The organism is Aeromonas sp. 2MA4 (assembly GCF_029237305.1).
GTDB lineage: Bacteria > Pseudomonadota > Gammaproteobacteria > Enterobacterales > Aeromonadaceae > Aeromonas > Aeromonas salmonicida.
Genome location: NZ_JAACFY010000018.1, coordinates 53,484 through 76,614, shown reverse-complemented (window position 1 = coordinate 76,614; position 23,131 = coordinate 53,484). Strand labels below are relative to the sequence as shown.

Genomic DNA, 23,131 nt, shown 5'->3' with positions numbered 1-23,131 from the left:
TATCCCCGGACGGCGCAGTCTTATGCCAACTCAATGCCAAACAAGGCGGCTGCAACCGTGAAAAAACGGGGCAAGTTTACAATCCTGTTAATGAAATGAGAAGTAAAAAGGGCAGGCTCTGGGCCCGCCCTCTCACTTACAGGACCAATCGACGAATGTCGGACAACACACCACTCAAAGTGGTGACGAAGCGGGCTCCGTCAGCACCGTCTATGACCCTGTGGTCATAGCTCAGGGCCAGCGGCAGCATCAGGCGAGGCACGAACTCCTTGCCATTCCACTTCGGCTTCATCTCGGACTTGGAAACACCGAGGATGGCCACTTCCGGCGCGTTGACAATCGGGGTAAAGCTGGTACCGCCGATGCCACCCAGGCTGGAGATGGTGAAGCAACCGCCCTGCATGTCGGCAGCAGTCAACTTGCCGGCACGAGCCTTCTTGGAGATCTCGGCCAGATCGCGAGACAGCTCGTAGATACCCTTCTTGTTGACGTCACGCACCACAGGAACCACCAGGCCCCCCGGAGTGTCTACCGCCACACCGATGTGGATGTACTTCTTCATGATCAGCTTGCTGCCGTCTTCGGACAGGGCGCTGCAGAAGCGTGGGTGTGCTTCCAGGGCCTTGGCGGCGGCTTTCAGGATGAACACCAGCGGGGTGATCTTCACATCCAGCTTCTGCTTCTCGGCCAGCAGGTTCTGCTCTTTGCGGAACGCTTCCAGATCCGTGGTATCGGCTTCGTCGAACTGGGTGACGTGCGGGATCATGGCCCAGTTGCGATGCAGGGCAGGACCGGAGATCTTCTGGATCCGGGTCAGTTCCAGCTCTTCGACCGGACCGAACTTGCTGAAGTCAACCTTGGGCCATGGCAGGACACTCATGCCAGTGCCGGTACCGGCTGCCGGGGCAGACTCGGCACGCTTGACCGCATCCTTCACATAGGCCTGCACGTCTTCTTTGACGATGCGACCCTTGCGACCGGAGGCTTTCACCTTGGCCAGGTTGATACCGAACTCACGGGCCAGGCGACGTACGGCCGGTGCGGCATGTACGTAAGCGTCATTGGCAACGAAGTCGGAAGCGGCAGCAGCTTGGGCAACCGGAGCCGGAGCAGCGGCAACAGGGGCAGCCGCGACCGGGGCGGCGGCCTGAGCAACCGGAGCGGCAGCGGCCGGAGCAGCACCTGCCACTTCGAATACCATGATCAGGGAACCGGTGGAGACCTTGTCACCCGCCTTCACCTTGATCTCTTTGACGATGCCGGCGAACGGTGCAGGCACTTCCATGGAGGCCTTGTCACCTTCCACGGCGATCAGGGACTGGTCGGCGTCGACCTTGTCACCCACGGCGACCATGATCTCGGTCACTTCGACTTCGTCACCGCCGATGTCAGGTACATTGACCTCTTTGGCAGCGGCGGCCACAGGGGCAGCAGCCACGGGAGCAGCAGTCTCAACCGGCGCAGCAACGGCGGCAGGCGCGGCACCCGCCACTTCAAATACCATCACCAGAGAACCGGTAGACACCTTGGCGCCAGCAGCAACCTTGATCTCGACCACGCGGCCCGCGAACGGCGCAGGCACTTCCATGGAGGCCTTGTCACCTTCCACGGCAATGATGGACTGGTCGGCTTCAACCATGTCGCCCACGGCAACCATGATTTCGGTCACGTCCACTTCGTCGTCACCTATGTCCGGTACGTGCACATCTTTGCGCGCGGCGGCCACAGGGGTAGCGGGAGCGGCAGCAGCAACAGGGGCGGCAGCCTGGGCAGGCGCCGGCGCAGCAGCGCCTTCCGCTTCGAAGATCATGATCTGGGAACCGGTGGCAACCTTGTCACCCACCTTGATCAGGATCTCTTTGACGATACCGGCAGCCGGTGCCGGTACTTCCATGGAGGCTTTGTCACCTTCCACGGCAATCAGGGACTGGTCAAGCTCGACCTTGTCACCCACGGCCACCATGATCTCGGTGACTTCAACTTCATCGGCGCCGATATCCGGAACCATAATCTGTTTGGACATAGTGCTTTATCCTCTTACGCGTCTGTCGCGTTAACCTTTGCAAGGCAGTGCCGGGCAATGTGTCCCGGCACTGCACTCGATCCTCTTACGCGTACAGCGGGTTGACCTTGTCGGCATCGATGCCGTACTTGGCGATGGCGTCAGCCACAACCTGCTTGTCTATCTCGCCGCGCTTGGCCAGTTCGGTCAGGGCAGCAACAACCACGTAGAATTCGTTCACTTCGAAGTGACGACGCAGGTTGGCACGGCTGTCGGAACGGCCGTAACCGTCGGTACCCAGCACACGGTAGTGCTCGGTCGGTACGAAGGCACGCACCTGATCAGCGAAGGACTTCATGTAGTCGGTCGCGGCTATGGTGGCTTCAGAACCCAGTACGGTCGCGATGTAGGGTACGCGAGCCTCGGCGGTCGGGTGCAGCATGTTCCAGCGATCCACGTCCTGACCGTCACGGGCCAGTTCGTTGAAGGAGGTGACGCTGAACACGTCGGAACCCACGCCGTATTCGCTGGCCAGGATCTGGGCGGCGGTGCGCACATGACCCAGGATGGAACCACAACCCAGCAGCTGTACCTTGCCCTTGGTGCCGGCAACGGTTTCCAGCTTGTAGATACCCTTGCGAATACCCTCTTCTGCACCTTCCGGCATGGCCGGCATGGCATAGTTTTCGTTCAGGGTAGTGATGTAGTAGAAGACGTTCTCCGGCTTCTCACCGTACATGCGACGCAGGCCGTCCTGGACGATAACCGCTACTTCATAGGCGTAGGACGGGTCATAGGAGATGCAGTTCGGGATGGTGTTCGCCAGGATATGGCTGTGACCATCTTCGTGCTGCAGACCTTCACCGTTAAGGGTGGTACGACCCGAGGTCGCGCCCAGCAGGAAGCCACGGGCTTGCTGGTCACCGGCTGCCCACGCCATGTCGCCGACGCGCTGGAAGCCGAACATGGAGTAGTAGATGTAGAACGGGATCATCGGGCAATCGTTGGTGCTGTAAGAGGTCGCAGCAGCCAGCCAGGAGGACATGGCGCCCAGCTCGTTGATACCGTCTTGCAGAACCTGACCCTGCTTGTCTTCCTTGTAGTAGGAGACGATGTCGCGGTCTTGCGGGGTGTACTGCTGACCGTGCGGGCTGTAGATACCGATCTGGCGGAACAGACCTTCCATACCGAAGGTACGGGCTTCGTCAGCCAGGATCGGCACTATGCGCTTGCCGATGGACTTGTCTTTCAGCAGCACGTTCAGGGAACGCACGAACGCCATTGTGGTGGAGATCTCGCGAGCCTGCTCGCCTAGCAGGGGACCAAAGGTCTCCAGCGCCGGGATGTCCAGCTTGGTGGTGGTCTCACGCAGACGGGTCGGTACATAGCCTTTGAGCGCGGCACGGCGGGCGTGCAGGTATTTGTGCTCTTCGGTACCCTCTTCGATCTTCAGGTACGGCAGGTTTTCCAGCTGCTCGTCGGTGACCGGCAGGCTGAAACGATCGCGCAGGTGACGCACAGAGCCCAGATCCATCTTCTTGACCTGGTGAGCTATGTTCTTGCCTTCGGCCGCGTCGCCCATGCCGTAACCCTTGATGGTCTTGGCCAGGATGACGGTCGGCTTGCCCTTGGTCGCTGCGGCTTTGGAGAAAGCGGCGAACAGTTTGCGGGGGTCGTGACCACCGCGGTTCAGGGCGAAGATCTCCTCGTCGGTCATGTCTTTGACCAGCGCGGCGGTTTCCGGGTAACGGTTGAAGAAGTGCTCACGCACGTAGCCGCCATCGCGGGACTTCATGGTCTGATAGTCGCCGTCCACGGTTTCGTTCATCAGCTGGATCAGCTTGCCGGAAGTGTCTTTCTTCAGCAGCTCATCCCACTTGCGACCCCAGATAACCTTGGTGACATCCCAGCCGGCACCTGCGAACAGGCCTTCCAGCTCGTTGATGACCTTGCCGTTACCTACGACCGGACCATCCAGACGCTGCAGGTTGCAGTTGACCACGAAGACCAGGTTGTCGAGCTTTTCACGCACGGCAACGGTCAGGGCACCCTTGGCTTCCGGCTCGTCCATCTCGCCGTCACCCAGGAAGGCGTAAACGGTCTGCTCGGAGCAATCCTTGATGCCACGGTCGGTCAGGTACTTCAGGAAGCGGGCCTGATAGATGGCGGCGATAGGGCCCAGACCCATGGAAACGGTCGGGAACTGCCAGAAGTCCGGCATCAGTTTCGGGTGCGGATAGGAAGGGATACCCTTGCCGTCCACTTCCTGACGGAAGTTGTCCAGCTGATCTTCGGTCAGACGACCTTCAGCGAACGCACGGGCGTAGATGCCCGGGGAGATGTGACCCTGGAAGTAAACCAGATCACCACCGTCCTTCTCGCTGCGAGCGCGGAAGAAGTGGTTGTAGCAAACTTCGTAGATGGTCGCAGAGGAAGCGAAGGAAGACATGTGACCGCCGAGGTCCAGGTCTTTCTTGGAGGCGCGCAGCACTATCATCATGGCGTTCCAGCGGATGATGGCGCGGATGCGACGTTCCATCTCCAGATCGCCCGGGTAAGCCGGTTCGTCACTGGACGGGATGGTGTTGATGTAGTCGCGATTCGCCTTGGCAGCCACGTCCACACCGCTCACGCGGGCTTTCTCGGCCAGTTGTTCAAGAATGAACTGAGCGCGTTGCGGACCCTCTTCACGCAGCAGGGATTCCAGAGAGGCAAGCCACTCCAGCGTTTCTATCGGGTCCACATCGTTCTTCAGGATATCAGACATGGCTGGTTCCTATTTTGTTGTGATTGCACGGCATTGCACGGCGAAGGGCGCAAGCATTCGACAATAAAGCCTTGTGGGATTAGTTTTCCTGCTGACGGATCCGACGCATGGATCGCTGGATCCGGCTGTCTTCCCTCTGCATATCCAACAAGGTGTCCTCGATAAAGGCCAGGTGCTCATGACAAGCAGCCCTGGCCCGCTCCGGAGCCCCCGACAGGATAGCCTCGATCAGATGCGCACGATGGCGACGGATCTTGGCTACCACTCCCGGACGGCGATTCAAAATTTCGTTATTGCGTAAAATGTTCTGCTCAAGCATGGGGCCCATGGCCCGCAACAGGTGCAGCAGCACCACGTTGTGGGACGCCTCGGCCACCGCCAGATAAAACTGGGTAACAGCGGCGGATTCGGTGACCAGCGAACCTTGCTGGCCAGCCTCCTCGATGGCGGACTGCGCATTGCGTATCCGCTCGAAGTCGGCATCGGTTCCCCGCAACGCAGCATAGTAGGCACAGATGCCTTCCAGCGCGTGACGAAACTCCAGCAGGTCATACTGGGCTTCCGGGTGGGTGCTGAGCAGCTCGAACAGGGGATCGGCGATCCCCTTGCTCAAGGCATTTTGTACGTAAGTGCCACCGCCCTGACGGCGATACAAGAGTCCTCTGGCTTCCAGGCGCTGGATGGCTTCGCGCAGGGAGGGGCGCGATACCTGAAACTGGATGGCGAGTTCCCGCTCGGGCGGCAACTTCTGGCCCGGTTGCAAACTGCCTTCCAGAATCATCTGTTCCAACTCGGCGACAATGGCGTCGGCCAGCTTGGGTTGAGTAATCTTGAGATAGGGCATGAGGCTGCTTTGTTAAATTGGTATTACCAATTTCATGAATGGGGCGAAAATTAGCAGAGGGCTTGGAAAAAGTCCACCCAAAAGATGATCTGAATCAAGGTTCAACCTTGCCACTTAAGGGGTAAAAAGAGGGATTTATGATTTAGCTCATAGAAATTGGTCTGACCAATATTTTTGAGCTGGCTCACAGGCAACATTTGATCAACAGCAGGAAAAAACGGCCTGCCACAAAGGCAAGCCATTGATTTTAAAAACACTAACTTATCTTTAGAATATTTACTTAAAGTTGAGCATTTGCCGATAGCGCTGCCATTCGAAACTGTCACCCGGATCCGTCTTGCGCCCGGGGGCAATATCACAATGACCGACAATCCGTTGCGCAGTAATGGCAGGATAATGGCGAGATATGGTTCGACTGAGCCCTGACAGTACCTCATATTGCGCATCGCTGTAGGGCTGCTCGTCGGTCCCCTCCAGCTCGATGCCGATGGAAAAATCGTTGCAGGCCTCTCTCCCCTCCCAGCTCGATACACCGGCATGCCAGGCGCGTGCGCCAAACGGCACGTATTGCACCAGCTCACCGTCCCGCCGGATCAGGCAGTGGGCCGAGACCCGCAGCTGATGAATGCCGGCGAAATAGGGATGCGCGGTCGGATCGAGCCGGCCCAGAAAGAGATCGTCAATCCAGGGACCGCCGAACTCCCCTGGCGGCAGGCTGATACCGTGTACCACCAGCAGGGAGATATCGTCCACACTGGCCCGCTCGTTGTGGTGCGGTGACGGCACCTTGCGTGCCTGCTCACACCAACCGTCTGAATCAATGGAAAAAACTGCTTTAGGCTGGGTCATCATCTACTCGTTCTGCAATGGAATTGCGCATTTGACAAGGGAGACTGGGCAGCAAGATGATCCGCCTCTCACGGTCGCCGCAATCGCCTGAATCCAGTCAGGCAACTGTGATAGGCTGAGCCCTCTGTTGCCCAACGCAGGAAAGGATATGCACCCTATGGCACGCCGCTTCTGGTTGCTGGCCTGGCTCTCTCTGATGGGGCTGCTGACCCTCTATTTCCACCACAGCTCGCAACCGACCGTGACCGCCAGCGGCGACCTGCTGCTCAAAGCCGATGCCAGCGGCCATTATCGTCTGGAGGGTGCCATCAACGGCCAACCGGTGCAACTGCTGCTGGACACGGGCGCAACCCGGGTCACAGTGCCGCTGCATGTGGCCGAGCGCATCGGACTGACCCCGAGCGGCCATAGCCGTGTCAACACGGCAGCCGGCACCATCCAGGTTCAGACCGGTCAGATCGAAACCCTGGCGATGGGTCCGCTGACCTTGTACGATTTGCCCATCTTTATCAATCCAGCGGCCGGCGGGGACGAAATCCTGGTGGGCATGAATGCCCTCGGCCGGCTGGAATTGCGCCAAAAAGACAGGCAGTTGCTTCTCAGACCCTTGCAGGAATAAAAGCATGTTTCAACAGGATATCAGCCGCGCCGTGCGCGCCGCGCTACTCGAAGACCTAGGTCAGGCCCTCACCACGCTCGATCAACCGGATGCCAGCGCCGATATCACGGCCCAGCTGATCCCGGCGGATCGCATTGCCAGCGCCCGGGTCATCACCCGGGAGGCGGGCGTCTTCTGTGGCCAACCCTGGGTGGATGAAGTGTTCGCCCAGCTCGGCGGTGAGGTCAAGGTGGAGTGGAAAGTGCAAGATGGCGAACAGCTCTCTCCCAATCAGGAGCTGTTTCACCTGCACGGCCCGGCCCGCGTCTTGCTGACCGGCGAGCGCAACGCACTGAACTTCGTGCAGACCCTTTCGGGTGTAGCCACACTCACCGCCCGCTACGTGGCCGAACTGGCGGGCACCGACTGCCGTCTGCTCGATACCCGCAAAACCCTGCCGGGGCTGCGCACCGCTCAAAAATACGCAGTCACTTGTGGCGGTGGCAAGAACCACAGAATCGGCCTGTTCGACGCCTATCTCATCAAGGAGAACCATATCCTTGCCTGCGGCGGCATAAGCGAAGCCATCACAGAAGCCCGCCGCCTCAATCCGGGCAAACCGGTGGAGGTGGAGGTCGAATCCCTGGCCGAGCTGGCACAGGCACTGGCCGCCAACGCCGATATAGTGATGCTGGACAACTTCGATGTACCCATGATGCGCGAAGCCGTGACCCTCAATCAGGGCCGTGCCAAGCTGGAGGTCTCCGGCAATGTGACGCTGGACACGCTGGCAGAATATGCCGCCACCGGCGTCGACTTTATCTCGGTAGGGGCACTGACCAAGCATGTGAGGGCACTGGATCTCTCCATGCGCTTTGTTTAGCTGAAAAGGCTAGCTGAGAAAGACTCGCGATCTCATCATGGCTCGCCTGACATATAAGAAGATGAAGGACTTGCAAAAGGCGCCACGGGCGCCTTTTCTTTATGCAGGATCCCTCAGCAAAGGAGTGTGATGATGGACCCCATCCCGCCAGTCCAAAAGAGCCAGTAGAGGCTCTTCATCCATGATTTATATCAAGTTCTTCGCAAATGACAGGAAAGTAGTTAACAAAGGCGATGCGCTCTGTTGCCAAGTCGAACAGCTCGGATAAGATACTGACGTGTGGATAGTTTTCCACCAGCACGTCTCAGGAACCAAGGACAAAAGGATATTTGACATGAAGAAGCAATCAGGCTTTACCCTTATCGAACTGATGATCGTGGTCGCGATCGTCGCCATCCTGGCTGCCATCGCGCTGCCGGCGTATCAGGACTACACACGCAGAGCTCGGGCTACCGAAGTTGTCGTCGCTACTGGGGGATATAAAACTGGTGTAGAAGTTTGCGCACAATCAACTCAAACCCTCACGGGATGTAATGCAGGTACAAACGGGATACCTGCTGCAATATCAGGAGCCAGTGGAACCAGTAAAGTAGCGACGATGGGCGTCACAAATGGTGTTATTTCTGGAACAGGAACTGCGGATACAGGAACTGGTGGAACAGGTTGTTCTATTAGCTTAACGCCAGTTCTTGATAATGGCCGTGTATTATGGGGACCCACCTCTGGGGCCACAAATAATTGCTCATAACAATTTATTATGACCTCTAGCCCCAATAGCGGCCTGGCGTTAAGCCTGGCCGCCTCATCCCTGCTCAGTGAGTCCGACTCACAGCGTTACCTGAGCCAAGCCAAGGCCCAGCGCAAACCCTTCGTGACATTTCTGATTGAAAACGAGATCCTCGACAGCAAGGCGCTGGCGGATTTTTGCGAGCTGGAATATGGGGTACCTCTGCTGGATCTTGCCGCCTTCGACCTGGCCGAGATCCCGCAGAAGTACCTCAATCAGAAGCTGATTGAGAAACACCATGTGCTGCCCATCTACACCCAGGGCCACACCCTCTATATCGCCATGTCGGACCCGACCAATGTGTCGGCACTGGAGGATTTTGGCTTCAGCTTCGGACTCCATACCGAAGCCCTGCTGGTGGAAGAGAACAAGCTCACCGCCGCCATCGGCAAGCTGCTGGAAAGCGAGCAGGATGCCCTCGGCATGGAGGAGATCGACGAGTCGGAGATCTCCGAGCTGGAAGTCTCGGACGAAAACTCCCGCCTCGATGAGAGCGTCAATACCGCCGATGACGATGCCCCCATCGTCAAATACATCAATAAAATCATGATGGATGCCATCAAGCGCGGCGCCTCGGATCTGCACTTCGAACCCTATGAGACCAAGTACCGTATCCGCTTTCGTATAGACGGCATACTGCACGAAATAGCGACGCCGCCGGTCAATCTGGCCAACCGCTTTTCGGCCCGCCTCAAGGTGATGGCGCGACTCGATATCGCAGAGCGACGGCTGCCCCAGGATGGTCGCATCAAGTTAAAGCTGTCGCGCAACAAATCCATGGATATGCGGGTCAACACCCTGCCCACCATGTGGGGCGAGAAGATCGTTATCCGTCTGCTGGACTCTTCCGCAGCGCGGCTCAATATCGAACAGCTCGGCTTCGACGACCGGCAGAAGGCACAGTATCTGCGTGCCCTCTCCAAGCCCCAGGGCATGATATTGGTGACAGGCCCGACAGGCTCTGGCAAGACAGTCTCTCTCTATACCGGCCTCAATATTCTCAACACCACAGAGGTCAACATCTCTACCGCCGAAGACCCGGTGGAGATCAACCTGCCCGGCGTCAACCAAGTACAAGTCAATCCCAAGGCGGGGCTGACCTTCGCCAGCGCCCTGCGCTCCTTTCTTCGCCAGGATCCCGATGTGGTGATGGTGGGGGAAATCCGGGATCTGGAAACCGCCGAGATTGCCATCAAAGCCGCCCAGACCGGCCACCTGGTGCTCTCCACCCTGCACACCAACTCGGCTGCCGAAACCCTGACCCGGATGATGAACATGGGGGTTCCGGCCTTCAATATCGCCTCTTCGGTAACCCTCATCATGGCCCAGCGCCTCGCTCGCAAGCTCTGCGATCACTGCAAGGCGCCGGAAGTGGTGCCCGAGGCTGAACTGCTGGAGCTGGGCTTCACCCAGCAGCAGTTGGCCGCCGGCTTGCGCCTGTTCAAGCCAGTAGGCTGCAAAGAGTGCTCGGGAGGCTACAAGGGTCGGGTCGGTATCTACGAAATCATGCTAATGTCTGAAAACATTGCAAAATTGATCATGCAAGGGGCCAACTCCCTGCAAATTGCAGCGATTGCTCAAAAAGAGGGGATGCGAACCCTGCGTGTCTCGGGCCTGGAGAAGGCCCGCCTGGGGGTGACCAGCCTGGCAGAGATCAACCGGGTGACCACCAACTGACAGACCATTTCCAATCAAACTGACTGATCCAGGTGATGCCGAACCGGCATCCTTGACGATTCCCATCAGGCCAGGGCATCCAGGCAACAAGAGAGTGGCTCGGATGCCAGCGCCCAATTGCAGGATGCAGTGATGGCAACGCTAACGCAAAAACAGAATGCCCCCAAGAAAGTCTTTGCCTTCCGCTGGAGCGGGGTAAATCGCAAGGGTCAGAAGGTATCCGGCGAGCTGCAGGCCGACAGCATCAATACGGTCAAGGCCGAACTGCGCAAGCAGGGGGTCAATGTCACCAGGGTGAGCAAAAAGAACCAGGGGCTTTTTTCCAAGGGTGGCGCCAGGATCAAACCGATGGATATCGCCATCGTTTCCCGTCAGATCACCACAATGCTTTCAGCCGGCGTCCCCCTGGTGCAAAGCCTGCAAATCATAGCCCGCAGCCATGAAAAAGCCGCGATGCGCGAGCTGATGGGCCAGATCGCTGCCGATGTGGAGACAGGCACCCCGATGTCAGATGCCCTGCGCCGCCACCCTCGCCACTTTGATGCACTCTATTGCGATCTGGTGGAAGCAGGCGAGCAATCCGGCGCCCTGGAAACCATCTATGATCGCATCGCCACCTACAGAGAAAAGTCGGAAGCGCTCAAGTCCAAGATCAAGAAGGCGATGTTCTATCCTGCCATGGTCATCCTGGTCGCCATCGTCGTCACCTCCATACTGCTGCTGTTCGTCATCCCGCAGTTCGAGGACATCTTCAAGAGCTTTGGCGCCGAGCTGCCCATCTTCACCCAGTTTGTCATCGGCATCTCCCGCTTCATGCAGGATTGGTGGTATGTGATCTTTGGCGGGATAGGGCTTGGCATTTTCCTTTATGTAAGAGCCTGGCGCGCATCCCAGAAGGTCAAAGACAACACCGACAAGTTCATCCTCACCATTCCCGTGGTGGGCATGATACTGCACAAGGCGGCCATGGCCCGCTTCGCCCGCACCCTCTCCACCACCTTCTCGGCGGGCATACCCCTGGTGGATGCACTGATCTCGGCCGCCGGTGCCTCAGGCAACTATGTCTATCGCACCGCCGTCATGGCCATTCGCAACGAGGTGGTAGCCGGCATGCAGATCAACGTGGCCATGCGCACCGTGGATCTCTTCCCCGACATGGTGATCCAGATGGTGATGATCGGTGAGGAGTCAGGCGCCATCGATGATATGCTCTCCAAGGTCGCGACCATCTTCGAGCAAGAGGTCGATGACTTGGTCGACGGCCTCACCAGCCTGCTGGAACCTCTCATCATGGTGGTGCTGGGGGTACTGGTCGGCGGCATGGTCGTTGCCATGTACCTGCCCATCTTCAAGCTGGGTGACGTGGTAGGTTAAGGAGGCAAAAGACGCCTCTCTGATGGCGCCTATGTCCGATTACGCTGCGCTAATCGAACCTACGAGGCTGCGCCGCAAGTATCCTGCGGCCGCTACATATATGGTTTTTCAACACTGACGGTTGGTTATGACACTTCTTCTCGAGCTGGCACACGGCTTGCCATGGCTCTACTTCTCGCTGGTATTTCTCTTCTCCCTGATGATCGGCAGCTTTCTCAACGTGGTGATCCATCGCCTGCCCATCATGCTGGAACGGGAGTGGCAGGCCGAATATCGCAGCTATTTCAGTTCAGACACGCCGCAGCCAGAAGATGACGAACGCTACAATCTGATGGTACCGCGCTCCTGCTGCCCTCACTGCAATCACCCCATAACGGCCCTGGAAAACATTCCCTTGCTGAGCTGGCTCTGGCTCAAAGGTCGCTGCCGGGGCTGCCAGGCCGCCATTTCGGCTCGCTATCCGCTGGTGGAGCTGCTGACCGCTCTGCTCTCTGTGGTGGTTGCCATGACGCTCACCCCTGGCTGGGGCACGCTGGCTGCCCTCCTGCTGACCTGGGTGCTGGTGGCGCTCACCTTTATCGATCTGGACAAGATGCTGCTGCCGGACCAGCTCACCTTGCCGCTGCTGTGGGGCGGGCTGCTGTTCAACCTGCTTGGCGGATACGTGCCTCTCGGCGATGCGGTCATCGGCGCCATGGCAGGCTATCTGGTGCTGTGGAGCCTCTACTGGGCCTTCAAGCTGCTTACCGGCAAGGAGGGCATGGGCTATGGGGACTTCAAACTGCTGGCGGCGCTGGGAGCCTGGCTTGGCTGGCAGGCGCTGCCCATAGTACTGCTGCTCTCTTCTCTGGTCGGCGCCGTCTTCGGCATTGGCCTCATGTTGCTGCGCAACCATCACCAGAGTAAACCCATCCCCTTTGGCCCCTATCTCGCCATCGCAGGCTGGATCGCACTGCTCTGGGGCGATAGCATCACCCGCTGGTATCTCTCCACTGTCCTCTGAAAAAGGGTGCACTGACCCATGTATATCGTTGCAATCACAGGTGGTATTGGCAGCGGCAAAACCACCATTGCCAACCAGTTTGCCGAGCTTGGCATAGACATAGTGGATGCGGACGTCATCGCTCGCGAAGTCGTGGAGCCCGGCACACCGGCCCTAGCCGCCATCGCCGCCCAGTTTGGCCCCGAGATGCTGGATCCGCAGGGGCAGCTCGATCGGCGCCGCCTGCGGGAGCGGGTATTCAGCGATCCTGACGCCAAGGCCTGGCTCAATGGCCTGCTCCATCCGCTGATCCGCCAGGAGATGCTGCGCCAGTGCGCCAACGCACGCTCGCCCTATTGCCTGCTGGTGGTGCCGCTGCTGATCGAGAACAGACTGACCCAGCTGGCCAACCGGGTGCTGGTGATCGATGTGGATGAGGCAACCCAGATTGAGCGGACCTGCCGCCGGGATGGCGTTAGCCGGGCGCAAGCAGAGGCCATTCTCGCTGCACAGGCAAGCCGTGCCGAGCGGCTCGCGGCAGCCGATGACGTGCTGGACAACCAAAATGACGCAGCCGAGACCATAAAGCGCCGGATTTTAGCGCTGCACGAGACATATATGGCATTTGCCTCTCAACAAGCCAGTCAAGTGTGAGTACACTAGGCCGGTTTATGGCTGGCCAGGATTAGGCATGATTTACGATTTTCCCCTCAATGAAAAAAGCCGGACCTATCTTCGTCTGGAGTCTCTCTTTTCCCAGATCCGCGACAATCTGGACAGTGACCAGTCCTGGGCACACATCGCCTTTTTCAAGGGGCTGTTCGATCTGCAAGAATTGCTGGAGCGCGGAGACCTGCGAGCCGATCTCATCAAGGATCTGGAGCGTCTCGGCCAGCGTCTGAGCCACTGGGCCAGTCTGCCGGATGTCGATCTGGAACAGATCAAACAGATGCAGCAGGAGAGCACCCAGCTCTCTCGCAACCTGCTCAGTGCCTCACGCCCCGGCGCTCGGCTGAAAGAGGATAGACTGCTCGGCTCCATCCGTCAGCGCTTCTCCATTCCGGGGGGTCTGTGCGCCTTCGATGTACCGCAACTGCACCACTGGCTAGGTACGCCGACGATTGTTCGCAACCAGCAGATGCAACTTTGGCTCAGCGACATCAATCTGCTGATGAATGCCATTACCCTATTGCTGCGGCTATGGCGTGAATCCGGCAACTTCAGTAACGAGCTCGCTACCAATGGTTTCTTCCAGGATACTGCCGAGAATGCGGAACTGATCCGCATCCGCCTGCCCGATGCCCAGCAGTGCTATCCGACGCTGAGCGGCCACAAGAACCGTTTCGCGCTGCGCTTCCTGCCCACTACAGAGCAACAGATTGGCGACGTTCCCTTCCAGCTCGCCTGCTGCTAAGGAGTAACCATGGTCACCAAAGTAAAGTGCCCGACGTGTAAAACCGAATTGGAATGGGGGCCGCAGAGCCCGTTTCGCCCCTTCTGCAGCAAACGCTGCCAGCTGATCGATCTTGGCGAATGGGCTGATGAAGAGAAGCGAATCCCGGGCCCCATCAACCCGGACCTGCTGCCTTACCCGGATGAAGGTGAGCAGTGGCAGTGAGCCGCACACAAAAAAGGGCCGACAAGGCCCTTTTTTAATTGCTGTCAAATCCGTAGCAATGACTTAGCCGGGGTCAATCAGATCGCCAGAGAGGCTTGCAGCCGCCCCACGATAGGACCGTTGGCATCCGGGAACTGGTATTCATGCAGTGATGCCAGCGGCACCCACAGGCACTCCTGCCCCTCCTTGCCAAACGGCTCACCGCTAAAGCGGGTTACCTTCCAGATATCCAGCAACACCTGCTTCTCGGGGTAGTCATGATGCAGCTCCATGAAGGGAGCGCAATCCAGCACCCGGATACCGATCTCTTCCCACAACTCCCTGTCCAGCGCGGTGAGCAGGTCTTCCCCCGCCTCTACCTTGCCACCCGGGAACTCCCAGCGATCGCCCTGATGGCGGTCTGAAGAGCGCTTGGCGATGAAGATATCGCCCTGCTCATTCTCGATGACGCCAACCGCCACCCAGATCCGTTTTTTCTGTTCCATCTTGTTACCCCTGCGCCCTCGGCTTGATCGGACCACTCGATGATGCCCGGTATCCAATGACACTTCGCCCATCGAACCTGCAAACCGAGGCTAGCGCCTCATCGTCTTCACCTGTTTCATAAAAACAAGGCGGGCACCGGGCCCGCCTTGTCATCGCCCGATCCAATCAGGTCAACTGACCGTGGCAATGCTTGTATTTTTTGCCGGAGCCGCAGGGGCAGGGATCGTTGCGACCGATCTTCTGCTCATCCCGCACGAAGGTGGTGTGACCCTCTTCGGCAGCAGCCTCTTCATCGGCCAACTGGCTCTCTGCGGTGGCATGGGTGTAAGTGCGGGGAGCTGCTTCGGACTGCTGGCGCTGCTGCTCTTCCAGGGCTTCCACGTCACGCTCCTGCACCTGAACACGGCTCAGTATGCTGACCACGTCGCGCTTGAGGGTTTCCAGCATCTGGGTGAACAGATCGAAAGACTCGCGCTTGTACTCCTGCTTGGGGTTCTTCTGGGCGTAGCCGCGCAGATGGATGCCCTGACGCAGGTGATCCATGGCCGCCAGATGCTCCTTCCACAAGCCATCCAGGGTTTGCAGCATCACCGCCTTCTCGAAGTTGCGCAGCACCTCGACACCGACCAGTTCCTGCTTGTGGGCATAGAGTTTGGTGGCTTCGTCCAGAATGCGCTCGCGCAGCTTCTCTTCATACAGCTTGTCATCTTCCGCCAGCCACTGCTGCAATGGCAGATCCAGCCCGAAATCGGCTTTCAGACGCGCTTCCAGACCCGGTACATCCCACATCTCTTCCAGAGACTGGGGCGGAATGTATTCGTCGATCACGGCGCCATAGACGTCGTCACGGATGACGTGAATGGTCTCGGAGATGTCGTTGGTATCCAGCAGCTCGTTGCGCTGCTCATAGACCACCTTGCGCTGGTCGTTGGCCACGTCATCAAACTCAAGCAAGCTCTTGCGGATGTCGAAGTTGCGGCCTTCCACCTTGCGCTGGGCATTTTCGATGGCCTTGGTTACCCAGGGGTGCTCGATGGCCTCGCCCTCTTCCATGCCCAGCTTCTTCATCATGCCGGTCACGCGATCGGAGGCGAAGATCCGCATCAGGGTATCTTCCATGGAGAGATAGAAACGGGAGGAGCCCGGGTCACCCTGACGACCGGAACGGCCGCGCAGCTGGTTGTCGATACGACGGGATTCGTGACGCTCGGTACCAATAATGTGCAGACCACCGGCGGCCAGTACTTCATCGTGACGCACCTGCCAGGCCGCTTTCAGCTCGGCGATCTGCTCGTCGGTCGGGTTATCCAGCTGGGCAATCTCGGCCTGCCAGTTGCCACCCAGCACTATGTCGGTACCACGACCGGCCATGTTGGTGGCGATAGTAACGGCGCCAAGCTGACCTGCCTGAGCCACGATTTCCGCTTCCATGGCGTGGAACTTGGCGTTCAGTACCTTGTGCGGAATATTCTCCTTGGTCAGGATGCCGGAGAGCAGCTCGGAGTTTTCGATGGAGACTGTACCCACCAGTACCGGCTGACCACGGGAGACACAACCGCGAATGTCTTCGACGATGGCGGCGTATTTCTCCTGGGCAGTCAGATAGACCAGATCGCCCATGTCTTTGCGCACCATCGGCTTGTTAGTCGGGATAACCACGGTATCCAGGCCGTAAATCTGCTGGAATTCAAAGGCTTCGGTATCCGCCGTGCCCGTCATGCCCGCCAGCTTGTCATAGAGACGGAAGTAGTTCTGGAAGGTGATAGAGGCCAGAGTCTGGTTCTCGTTCTGGATCTTGACCCCTTCCTTCGCCTCGACGGCCTGGTGCAGGCCATCAGACCAGCGACGACCCGGCATGGTACGGCCGGTGTGTTCGTCAACGATGACGATCTCGTCTTTTTGCACTATATAGTCGACGTTGCGCTCAAACAGAGTGTGGGCACGCAGACCGGCGTTGACGTGGTGCAGCAGGCTGATGTTGGTCGCGGAGAACAGAGAGTCCTCTTCGGCCAGCAGCCCTTCTCGCTTGAGCAGCTCTTCCACAAAGATCTGACCATTTTCGGTCAACAGGGCCTGACGGTTCTTCTCGTCAACCGTGTAGTGACCCTCGCCTGTGTACTCCTCGGTATCTTCCTTGTCCTGCTTGATCAGTTGCGGGATCAGCTTGTTGACCTGGATGTAGAGGGCGGAGCTGTCTTCGGCCGGGCCTGAGATAATCAGCGGGGTACGAGCTTCATCGATGAGCACGGAGTCGACTTCATCCACCAGCGCGTAGTTGAGCGGACGCTGGACACGCTGCTCGGGCGAGAACGCCATGTTGTCACGCAGGTAATCAAAACCGAATTCGTTGTTGGTACCGTAGGTAATATCTGCAGCATAAGCGTCACGCTTCTGGGACGCATCCATACCGGGCACGTTGCAATCGACCGTCATGCCGAGGAAGGTGAACAGGGGGCGGTTAGCCTCGGCATCACGCTTGGCCAGATAGTCGTTCACCGTCACCACGTGCACACCACGACCGCTCAGGGCATTCAGATAGGCCGGCAAGGTAGCAGTCAGCGTCTTGCCCTCACCGGTTTTCATTTCAGCGATGCGGTTGGAGTCAAGCACCATGCCGCCAATCAGCTGGACGTCGAAGTGACGCATGCCAAACACCCGCTTGGAGGCCTCACGCACGGTCGCGAATGCTTCCGGCAGCAACTGATCCAGCGTCTCACCCTGCTCCAGACGCTGACGATATTCAGCTGTCTTGGCCTGCAACTCGCTATCGGACAAAGCCTCGAACTGAGGCTCCATCGCATTGATCTGTTTTACAATTTTGCGCAAAGCCTTGAGCGTTCTGTCGTTCCGGCTGCCGATAATCTTGGTAAGCAGTGTGCTAATCATGGGTACCAACTATTTCTGGTTATATAAGTGTTCCGTCACTGGAACCTGGAGAAAAAAACCTAACCCCGTCTGGCGTTGAGAAAGCGTGCGGGGTTGACCTGACGACCGTCTTTCAATACTTCGTAATGCAAATGGACCCCGGTCGCGCGACCGGTGCGTCCCATCAAGGCAATCTTCTGACCCTGATCGACTAGCGTGCCCACTTCAACCAGCAACTTGGAGTTGTGGGCATAGCGGGTCACCAAACCATTGCCATGGTTCACTTCCACCATGTTGCCAAATTCCGGATGGCGGCCTGCCCAGCTGATGATGCCCGGGCCCGTCGCCAAAATAGGGGTACCGGGCTTGCCACGGAAATCGACCCCTTTATGCATCTTGGCGCGACCGTTGAACGGGTCGACCCGACCACCAAAGCCTGACGAGATCCAGACCCGCTCCTGTTTGACAGGCGAGCCTGAAATAAAGCCGGCATCGGCTATATGGTGATTCATGATGAAAGATTCAAGTACCGACAGCTGCTCTTCACGACTGCTGAGCTGCTGGCTGAGATGCTTCATGGAATCCTGCAATTCATTCAGGTTGACTTCCAGATCCACATCATAGGAAGGACCGCCCATAGGGGGCAGTTCCTTGAAATTGAACTCCTCGGGATCGAGGTCTGCCTGCTCGGTCAAGCGTTCACCGAGCGCATTGATACGACCCAACTGCCCCTGCATGGTGCCCACCTGGGCGGCCAGCATGGCAAGCTGTTCGCGGGCTTCATCTGCCCCTTGAGTGGATGTCTGTTGTTCGGCCATGGCCAGCGCCACTTCGAGCGCATCCATTTTCTGGTGCCAGCTCTGCCAGAGCCAGCCGCCACCCAGGGCCAATACAGAGAAGAGGATTCCGCCGACCCAGGCCAGACGTTGTTTGGGCAAATGCAACTTGCGTCGCTGCTTGCCGTTGAGGATCAGGGTAATGCTCATAGAAATCTGTCTGCTCGGTCAGGTGAGGCCAGGAGCCTGCACGGGAAATAAAACCGGGAGATAATCGGTATCGGTATCAGGATGGAAAAATGAATGACAGGACGTCGGTGCGGAGAGATGACCGACGTCCTGTTGCACAGCTATCAGGCCAGAACCAGACCGTTATCGTAGTAAGCGATAGGCGCTTTCGCACCCTCACCCTCGAAGGTCACCAGTTCCCAGGCCTCCTGCTTGGCCAGCAAGGCACGCAGCAGCTTGTTGTTCAGAGCATGGCCGGTCTTGTAGGCACGGAATTCGCCGATGATGCTGCGGTTGCACATATAAAGGTCACCGATCGCATCCAACATTTTGTGTTTGACGAATTCATCTTCATAACGCAAGCCATCTTCGTTCAGTACCCGGTAGTCATCCAGCACAACGGCATTTTCCAGGCTTCCGCCCAATGCCAGGTTCTGGGAACGCAGGTACTCGATGTCACGCATGAAGCCAAAAGTACGGGCACGACTGATCTCTTTCACGAAAGAAGCACCGGAGAAGTCCAGCACGCAACGCTGATTGCGTCCTTCAAATACCGGATGCTGGAAGTCGATCTCGAGATCCATTTTGAAGCCGTTGCGATAGGGGTGGAATTCCGCCCACTTGTCGCCGTCTTCAACCCGGATGCTCTGCTTGATCCTCACAAACTGCTTGGCAGCATTTTGCTCACGGATACCGACTTCTTGCAGCAGGTAGATAAAGGGGTGCGCACTGCCGTCCATCACCGGGATCTCGGGTGCGTCAACCTCCACATAGAGGTTGTCGATCCCCATCCCGGCCAGCGCGGCAGAGAGGTGCTCAATGGTAGAGACACGGACACCGGCTTCGTTGACCAAAGCGGTACAAAGCACGGTATCGCGCACCTGATCGGCATTCGCTGGCAGCGCTACCACAGGATCAAGATCGGTACGCAAGTAAACGATCCCTGTGTTAACAGGCGCCGGACGGAACGTCATTGTGACTTTCCGGCCCGAATGCAGGCCAACACCAGTGGCCTGGACACTCGTTTTCAAGGTTCTTTGTCTAATCATGGGCGTATCCGCTTAACAGCTCATATTCCGGACCAGATGGTCGTTGGCAGGCCATCTTAGCACATTCCTTAAGCAACAAACAAACTAGTGCCATTAGAGGCTTAGTCAGCTTGCTTGCGCAGGAACGCAGGAATATCGAGATAATCCGGTTCACGACGAGCTTGCGGCTCGGCGTTGACCACCTTGGCCGGGGCCTCTTCCATCACGCGAGACTGCAGGGCTTCGCTGATCAGGGGCTGACGGGCCGGACGCTCTTGTACCATGTTGTTTTTGACCAGCGTGATGTCGGGCTTGCGCTCGGCACCGATACCGGTAGCCACCACGGTCACACGCAGTTCGTCGTGCATTTCCGGGTCGATTACGGTACCCACCACCACAGTGGCGTTCTCGGAAGCGAAGGCCTTGACCGCGTTACCCACGGTTTCGAACTCTTCGATGGTCATGTCCATGCCGGCGGTGATGTTGACCAGGATGCCACGGGCACCGGCCAGATCCACGTCTTCCAGCAGCGGGCTGGAGATGGCTTTCTCGGCCGCTTCTTCGGCACGGTCATCACCGGAGGCGGAACCAGTACCCATCATGGCGGTACCCATTTCACGCATCACGGTACGCACGTCCGCGAAGTCGACGTTGATCAGGCCCGGACGGGTGATCAGCTCGGCGATCCCCTGTACCGCACCCAGCAGCACATCGTTGGCTGCCTTGAAGGCGTCCAGCAGGGAGATGCCACGACCCAGCACCTTCAGCAACTTGTCGTTGGGGATGGTGATCAGGGAGTCGACGTTCTTGGACAGCTCTTCGATGCCGTGGGCGGCGAAGCCCATCCGTTTTTTCCCTTCGAAGGAGAACGGCTTGGTTACGACAGCAACTGTCAGTATACCCATCTCGCGTGCCACTTCGGCCACGATCGGTGCAGCACCGGTACCGGTACCACCACCCATGCCGGCGGCGATGAACACCATGTCGGAACCGGTCAGCAGCTCACGCAGCGCTTCCCTGTCTTCCATGGCCGCATCACGACCCACTTCCGGATTGGCTCCGGCACCCAGACCCTTGGTGATGCCACCACCGATCTGCAGAGTTGTGTTGGCGCTGGAGTTACGCAGAGCCTGGGCGTCGGTGTTGACGGTAATGAATTCGACACCTTCGATGTTTTGACGAACCATGTGCTCGACTGCGTTACCGCCGCCGCCACCCACACCAATCACTTTAATGACGGCTTCGTCAGTGTGGCTATCCATAAATTCAAACATGTTGTCTCTCCGCTTTATTTGCCTGACTCAGCAAAATCTTTTAGAACTCGCCACGCAACCAGTTGCTGACCCGTTTGACCAGCCCACCTACGCTTGCCTTGGCGGCATATTCCTTGCTACTGCCTGAAGATTGATGGGTGCGGCCGTACTGCAGCAACCCGACCGCGGTCGAGTACACAGGCGCCTGCACATAATCACTCAATCCCCGTATATTCATGGGCTCTCCCACCCGGACCTGGCTTTGGAAGATCTGCTCTGCACACTCCACAATGCCTTCGATCTGGGCAGCGCCGCCGGTCAAGACCACACCAGCTGCCAGCTGATGCTTGACCCCCTGCGCTTTCAACTCGCTTTGTACCCGCACCAGCTCATCATTCACCATGGAGAGCAACTCGGTGTAACGGGGTTCAATCACTTCAGCCAGTGTCTGCCGTTGCAGGCTACGCGCCGGACGACCGCCGACACTGGGTACTTCAATATTGTCTTCCTTGCTGACCAGACGGCCGAGGGCACAGCCATAGCGCACCTTGATCGCTTCTGCGTCAAGCGGCGGTGTGCCGAAGGCGTAGGCGATATCGCTGGTCACTGTGCTGCCGGCGTACGGGATCACCTTGGTGTGGCGCAGGGCACCGCCGGTAAACAGCGACATGTCCATGGTACCGCCACCTATGTCCACCACGCAGACACCCAGCTCTTTCTCGTCTTCGGTCAGCACGGCATAGCTGGAAGCCAGCGCGGAGAAGATCAGCTGATCCACTCGCAAGCCGACCTTCTCCACACATTTTTCAATGTTGCGGGCCATGTCGTTGTGGCAGGTGATCAGGTGCACCTTGGCCGCCATCCGCACACCGGACAAACCAACCGGGTTCTTGATCCCTTCCTGGTAGTCGATGGCAAACTCCTGGGGCAGCACATGCAGCACCCGCAGCTCATCGGACAACCGTACCGACTTGGCGGTGTGGATGACGTTGTCCACGTCCTCCTGGGTCACCTCCTCATCGGAGATGGGCACCATGCCGGTTTCGTTGCGGCAATCGATATGCTTGCCGGACAGCCCCAGATACACAGAGCTGATCTGGCAGTCGGCCATCATCTCTGCCTCTTCCACCGCACGACGCAGGGACTTGACCACGGAATCGAGATCGTTGACCCCGCCCTTATCCATGCCACGCGAGGCGTGACTGCCCATGCCGATGACATTGAGCTCACCGTCTGGCAGCACTTCGCCGACCAGAACCGCCACCTTGGTTGTGCCGATATCCAGTCCGACAATCAGATTTCTATCTGCGGTTTTGGTCATTCACTTTCTCTTCGTTCTTCTTCCAGCCAACTGCCATTCCGGTGTCATATCGAAGATCCACATAAGCAACCCGCTCACGGGGTTCGATGACCGGAAAAGCATCGATAAACCGCTGCAGTCGGAGCGCAATATCCGCGCGCCCCAAAAACAGCTGAATGTTGCCATCCAGGGTCAATTCCCAGGCATGGCGGGGAGTCAGATTCACCCCCAGCAACTTGTATCCTCTGGCCGCCAGCTGCGCCTCGTACTGACGGCTGGCTTCCAGCACCTTGGCGGCCTGGTCTTCAGGCCCGGATAGCTGCATCAAGGGGGTCTTCACCCTGTCCGGCGCACTGAACACCTCACCCTTGGTGTTGACGAAGCGGTTGCCATTCCAGCGTGCCGCTACCGCCTGTTCGGTGAGATAGACCTTGATCTTGTTTGGCCACTTCTTGCGTACAGAGACCTGGGCCACCCAAGGCAAGGCGTTCAACCGCGCCTGTAATTCGTTAACGTCCAACTCGAAGAAGTTACGCAGCTCGGCACCATCCAGCACGGCGCTACGCAACTCGTCGGTTTGCAAATACTGGTGTTGCCCCTGCAGCAAGAGCTCGCTCATGGGCAACCGGTTGGCATCCGTCAGCCAACCTTTAACATCCAGCGCAGTCTGGTAGAGACCCCACATGACCAGGATGAAAAATGCCACCCCTGCAATGAAGCCACCCTTGGTGCGCCCTTGTGCACTTGCCTCCACCCGATCTTTCCCCGTTTAACGCGCCACTTTGGCCCTTTGCAGACCGGCTCGCCATTATAT

The 23,131-nt window shown here is 58.1% G+C and carries 20 protein-coding genes; 9 read left to right on the top strand and 11 right to left on the bottom strand.

All coding sequences use genetic code 11. The annotated features are described in order from the left end of the window. Window positions 1–136 precede the first annotated feature (136 nt). The 4 genes from aceF to ampD form a co-directional block, all read right to left on the bottom strand. Entirely contained in the window at window positions 137–2,023 is a 1,887-nt protein-coding gene (gene aceF, locus GWQ31_RS17235) for a pyruvate dehydrogenase complex dihydrolipoyllysine-residue acetyltransferase (RefSeq protein WP_275909883.1), read from the bottom strand. Between the two features lie 85 nt (window positions 2,024–2,108). Further along, on the bottom strand, window positions 2,109–4,769 hold the full coding sequence (gene aceE, locus GWQ31_RS17230) for a pyruvate dehydrogenase (acetyl-transferring), homodimeric type (protein ID WP_265420986.1): 2,661 nt from the start codon (window positions 4,767–4,769) through the stop codon (window positions 2,109–2,111). Window positions 4,770–4,848: 79 nt separating this feature from the next. Then, window positions 4,849–5,613, bottom strand: a complete 765-nt coding sequence (gene pdhR, locus GWQ31_RS17225) for a pyruvate dehydrogenase complex transcriptional repressor PdhR (RefSeq protein ID WP_005314150.1) — start codon at window positions 5,611–5,613, stop codon at window positions 4,849–4,851. A gap of 276 nt (window positions 5,614–5,889) precedes the next feature. Continuing rightward, window positions 5,890–6,462: a 1,6-anhydro-N-acetylmuramyl-L-alanine amidase AmpD gene (ampD, locus tag GWQ31_RS17220; RefSeq protein ID WP_212539623.1), complete on the bottom strand. Its 573-nt coding sequence runs from the start codon at window positions 6,460–6,462 to the stop codon at window positions 5,890–5,892. A gap of 148 nt (window positions 6,463–6,610) precedes the next feature. On the opposite strand from ampD, the gene GWQ31_RS17215 reads away from it, so the two are divergent. The 9 genes from GWQ31_RS17215 to yacG all read left to right on the top strand — a co-directional run bounded on the left by GWQ31_RS17215 (window position 6,611) and on the right by yacG (window position 14,381). Beyond that, window positions 6,611–7,081, top strand: coding sequence for a retropepsin-like aspartic protease (locus GWQ31_RS17215; RefSeq protein ID WP_275909882.1), 471 nt, complete (start codon window positions 6,611–6,613; stop codon window positions 7,079–7,081). Between the two features lie 4 nt (window positions 7,082–7,085). Next, window positions 7,086–7,943, top strand: coding sequence for a carboxylating nicotinate-nucleotide diphosphorylase (gene nadC, locus GWQ31_RS17210; RefSeq protein ID WP_275909881.1), 858 nt, complete (start codon window positions 7,086–7,088; stop codon window positions 7,941–7,943). Between the two features lie 334 nt (window positions 7,944–8,277). Then, window positions 8,278–8,691: a prepilin-type N-terminal cleavage/methylation domain-containing protein gene (locus GWQ31_RS17205; protein ID WP_275909880.1), complete on the top strand. Its 414-nt coding sequence runs from the start codon at window positions 8,278–8,280 to the stop codon at window positions 8,689–8,691. Window positions 8,692–8,700: 9 nt separating this feature from the next. Continuing rightward, window positions 8,701–10,407, top strand: a complete 1,707-nt coding sequence (tapB, locus tag GWQ31_RS17200) for a PilB family type IVa pilus assembly ATPase TapB (RefSeq protein ID WP_058394588.1) — start codon at window positions 8,701–8,703, stop codon at window positions 10,405–10,407. Between the two features lie 132 nt (window positions 10,408–10,539). Beyond that, window positions 10,540–11,781 carry a type II secretion system F family protein gene (locus tag GWQ31_RS17195; RefSeq protein ID WP_275909879.1) on the top strand — a complete coding sequence of 414 codons (1,242 nt, stop codon included), beginning with the start codon at window positions 10,540–10,542 and terminating at the stop codon, window positions 11,779–11,781. A gap of 127 nt (window positions 11,782–11,908) precedes the next feature. Then, on the top strand, window positions 11,909–12,784 hold the full coding sequence (locus GWQ31_RS17190; RefSeq protein ID WP_275909878.1) for an A24 family peptidase: 876 nt from the start codon (window positions 11,909–11,911) through the stop codon (window positions 12,782–12,784). An 18-nt stretch (window positions 12,785–12,802) separates the two neighbouring features. Next, complete coding sequence (gene coaE / locus GWQ31_RS17185) at window positions 12,803–13,417, top strand: dephospho-CoA kinase (RefSeq protein WP_005314164.1); 615 nt, start codon at window positions 12,803–12,805, stop codon at window positions 13,415–13,417. Between the two features lie 37 nt (window positions 13,418–13,454). Next, window positions 13,455–14,177 carry a cell division protein ZapD gene (gene zapD / locus GWQ31_RS17180; protein ID WP_162626251.1) on the top strand — a complete coding sequence of 241 codons (723 nt, stop codon included), beginning with the start codon at window positions 13,455–13,457 and terminating at the stop codon, window positions 14,175–14,177. Between the two features lie 9 nt (window positions 14,178–14,186). Beyond that, on the top strand, window positions 14,187–14,381 hold the full coding sequence (yacG, locus tag GWQ31_RS17175; RefSeq protein WP_005314167.1) for a DNA gyrase inhibitor YacG: 195 nt from the start codon (window positions 14,187–14,189) through the stop codon (window positions 14,379–14,381). A gap of 77 nt (window positions 14,382–14,458) precedes the next feature. Here yacG and mutT read toward each other — a convergent pair whose 3' ends face one another. The 7 genes from mutT to GWQ31_RS17140 form a co-directional block, all read right to left on the bottom strand. Then, window positions 14,459–14,866, bottom strand: a complete 408-nt coding sequence (gene mutT / locus GWQ31_RS17170) for an 8-oxo-dGTP diphosphatase MutT (protein ID WP_099994491.1) — start codon at window positions 14,864–14,866, stop codon at window positions 14,459–14,461. Window positions 14,867–15,032: 166 nt separating this feature from the next. Next, on the bottom strand, window positions 15,033–17,753 hold the full coding sequence (gene secA / locus GWQ31_RS17165; RefSeq protein WP_021140335.1) for a preprotein translocase subunit SecA: 2,721 nt from the start codon (window positions 17,751–17,753) through the stop codon (window positions 15,033–15,035). Between the two features lie 59 nt (window positions 17,754–17,812). Beyond that, the gene (locus GWQ31_RS17160) at window positions 17,813–18,718 is read right to left on the bottom strand and encodes a M23 family metallopeptidase (protein WP_021140334.1); all 906 of its coding nucleotides are present in this window, start codon (window positions 18,716–18,718) and stop codon (window positions 17,813–17,815) included. Window positions 18,719–18,861: 143 nt separating this feature from the next. Next, entirely contained in the window at window positions 18,862–19,785 is a 924-nt protein-coding gene (gene lpxC / locus GWQ31_RS17155; RefSeq protein WP_017412296.1) for a UDP-3-O-acyl-N-acetylglucosamine deacetylase, read from the bottom strand. A gap of 101 nt (window positions 19,786–19,886) precedes the next feature. Further along, the gene (gene ftsZ / locus GWQ31_RS17150; RefSeq protein ID WP_005305686.1) at window positions 19,887–21,038 is read right to left on the bottom strand and encodes a cell division protein FtsZ; all 1,152 of its coding nucleotides are present in this window, start codon (window positions 21,036–21,038) and stop codon (window positions 19,887–19,889) included. A 40-nt stretch (window positions 21,039–21,078) separates the two neighbouring features. After that, a complete protein-coding gene (gene ftsA / locus GWQ31_RS17145) occupies window positions 21,079–22,338 on the bottom strand; it encodes a cell division protein FtsA (RefSeq protein ID WP_005314183.1) in 1,260 nt (419 codons plus the stop codon). After that, window positions 22,319–23,071, bottom strand: a complete 753-nt coding sequence (locus GWQ31_RS17140; protein WP_166541517.1) for a cell division protein FtsQ/DivIB — start codon at window positions 23,069–23,071, stop codon at window positions 22,319–22,321. Before GWQ31_RS17140 ends, ftsA begins: the two co-directional genes overlap by 20 nt. Window positions 23,072–23,131: the final 60 nt, after the last annotated feature.

What these genes read in the sequence shown, in the direction of transcription:
- aceF (WP_275909883.1), bottom strand. Translation starts at nt 2,023, where the DNA reads ATGTCCAAACAGATTATGGTTCCGGATATCGGCGCCGATGAAGTTGAA.
- aceE (WP_265420986.1), bottom strand. Translation starts at nt 4,769, where the DNA reads ATGTCTGATATCCTGAAGAACGATGTGGACCCGATAGAAACGCTGGAG.
- pdhR (WP_005314150.1), bottom strand. Translation starts at nt 5,613, where the DNA reads ATGCCCTATCTCAAGATTACTCAACCCAAGCTGGCCGACGCCATTGTC.
- ampD (WP_212539623.1), bottom strand. Translation starts at nt 6,462, where the DNA reads ATGACCCAGCCTAAAGCAGTTTTTTCCATTGATTCAGACGGTTGGTGT.
- GWQ31_RS17215 (WP_275909882.1), top strand. Translation starts at nt 6,611, where the DNA reads ATGCACCCTATGGCACGCCGCTTCTGGTTGCTGGCCTGGCTCTCTCTG.
- nadC (WP_275909881.1), top strand. Translation starts at nt 7,086, where the DNA reads ATGTTTCAACAGGATATCAGCCGCGCCGTGCGCGCCGCGCTACTCGAA.
- GWQ31_RS17205 (WP_275909880.1), top strand. Translation starts at nt 8,278, where the DNA reads ATGAAGAAGCAATCAGGCTTTACCCTTATCGAACTGATGATCGTGGTC.
- tapB (WP_058394588.1), top strand. Translation starts at nt 8,701, where the DNA reads ATGACCTCTAGCCCCAATAGCGGCCTGGCGTTAAGCCTGGCCGCCTCA.
- GWQ31_RS17195 (WP_275909879.1), top strand. Translation starts at nt 10,540, where the DNA reads ATGGCAACGCTAACGCAAAAACAGAATGCCCCCAAGAAAGTCTTTGCC.
- GWQ31_RS17190 (WP_275909878.1), top strand. Translation starts at nt 11,909, where the DNA reads ATGACACTTCTTCTCGAGCTGGCACACGGCTTGCCATGGCTCTACTTC.
- coaE (WP_005314164.1), top strand. Translation starts at nt 12,803, where the DNA reads ATGTATATCGTTGCAATCACAGGTGGTATTGGCAGCGGCAAAACCACC.
- zapD (WP_162626251.1), top strand. Translation starts at nt 13,455, where the DNA reads ATGATTTACGATTTTCCCCTCAATGAAAAAAGCCGGACCTATCTTCGT.
- yacG (WP_005314167.1), top strand. Translation starts at nt 14,187, where the DNA reads ATGGTCACCAAAGTAAAGTGCCCGACGTGTAAAACCGAATTGGAATGG.
- mutT (WP_099994491.1), bottom strand. Translation starts at nt 14,866, where the DNA reads ATGGAACAGAAAAAACGGATCTGGGTGGCGGTTGGCGTCATCGAGAAT.
- secA (WP_021140335.1), bottom strand. Translation starts at nt 17,753, where the DNA reads ATGATTAGCACACTGCTTACCAAGATTATCGGCAGCCGGAACGACAGA.
- GWQ31_RS17160 (WP_021140334.1), bottom strand. Translation starts at nt 18,718, where the DNA reads ATGAGCATTACCCTGATCCTCAACGGCAAGCAGCGACGCAAGTTGCAT.
- lpxC (WP_017412296.1), bottom strand. Translation starts at nt 19,785, where the DNA reads ATGATTAGACAAAGAACCTTGAAAACGAGTGTCCAGGCCACTGGTGTT.
- ftsZ (WP_005305686.1), bottom strand. Translation starts at nt 21,038, where the DNA reads ATGTTTGAATTTATGGATAGCCACACTGACGAAGCCGTCATTAAAGTG.
- ftsA (WP_005314183.1), bottom strand. Translation starts at nt 22,338, where the DNA reads ATGACCAAAACCGCAGATAGAAATCTGATTGTCGGACTGGATATCGGC.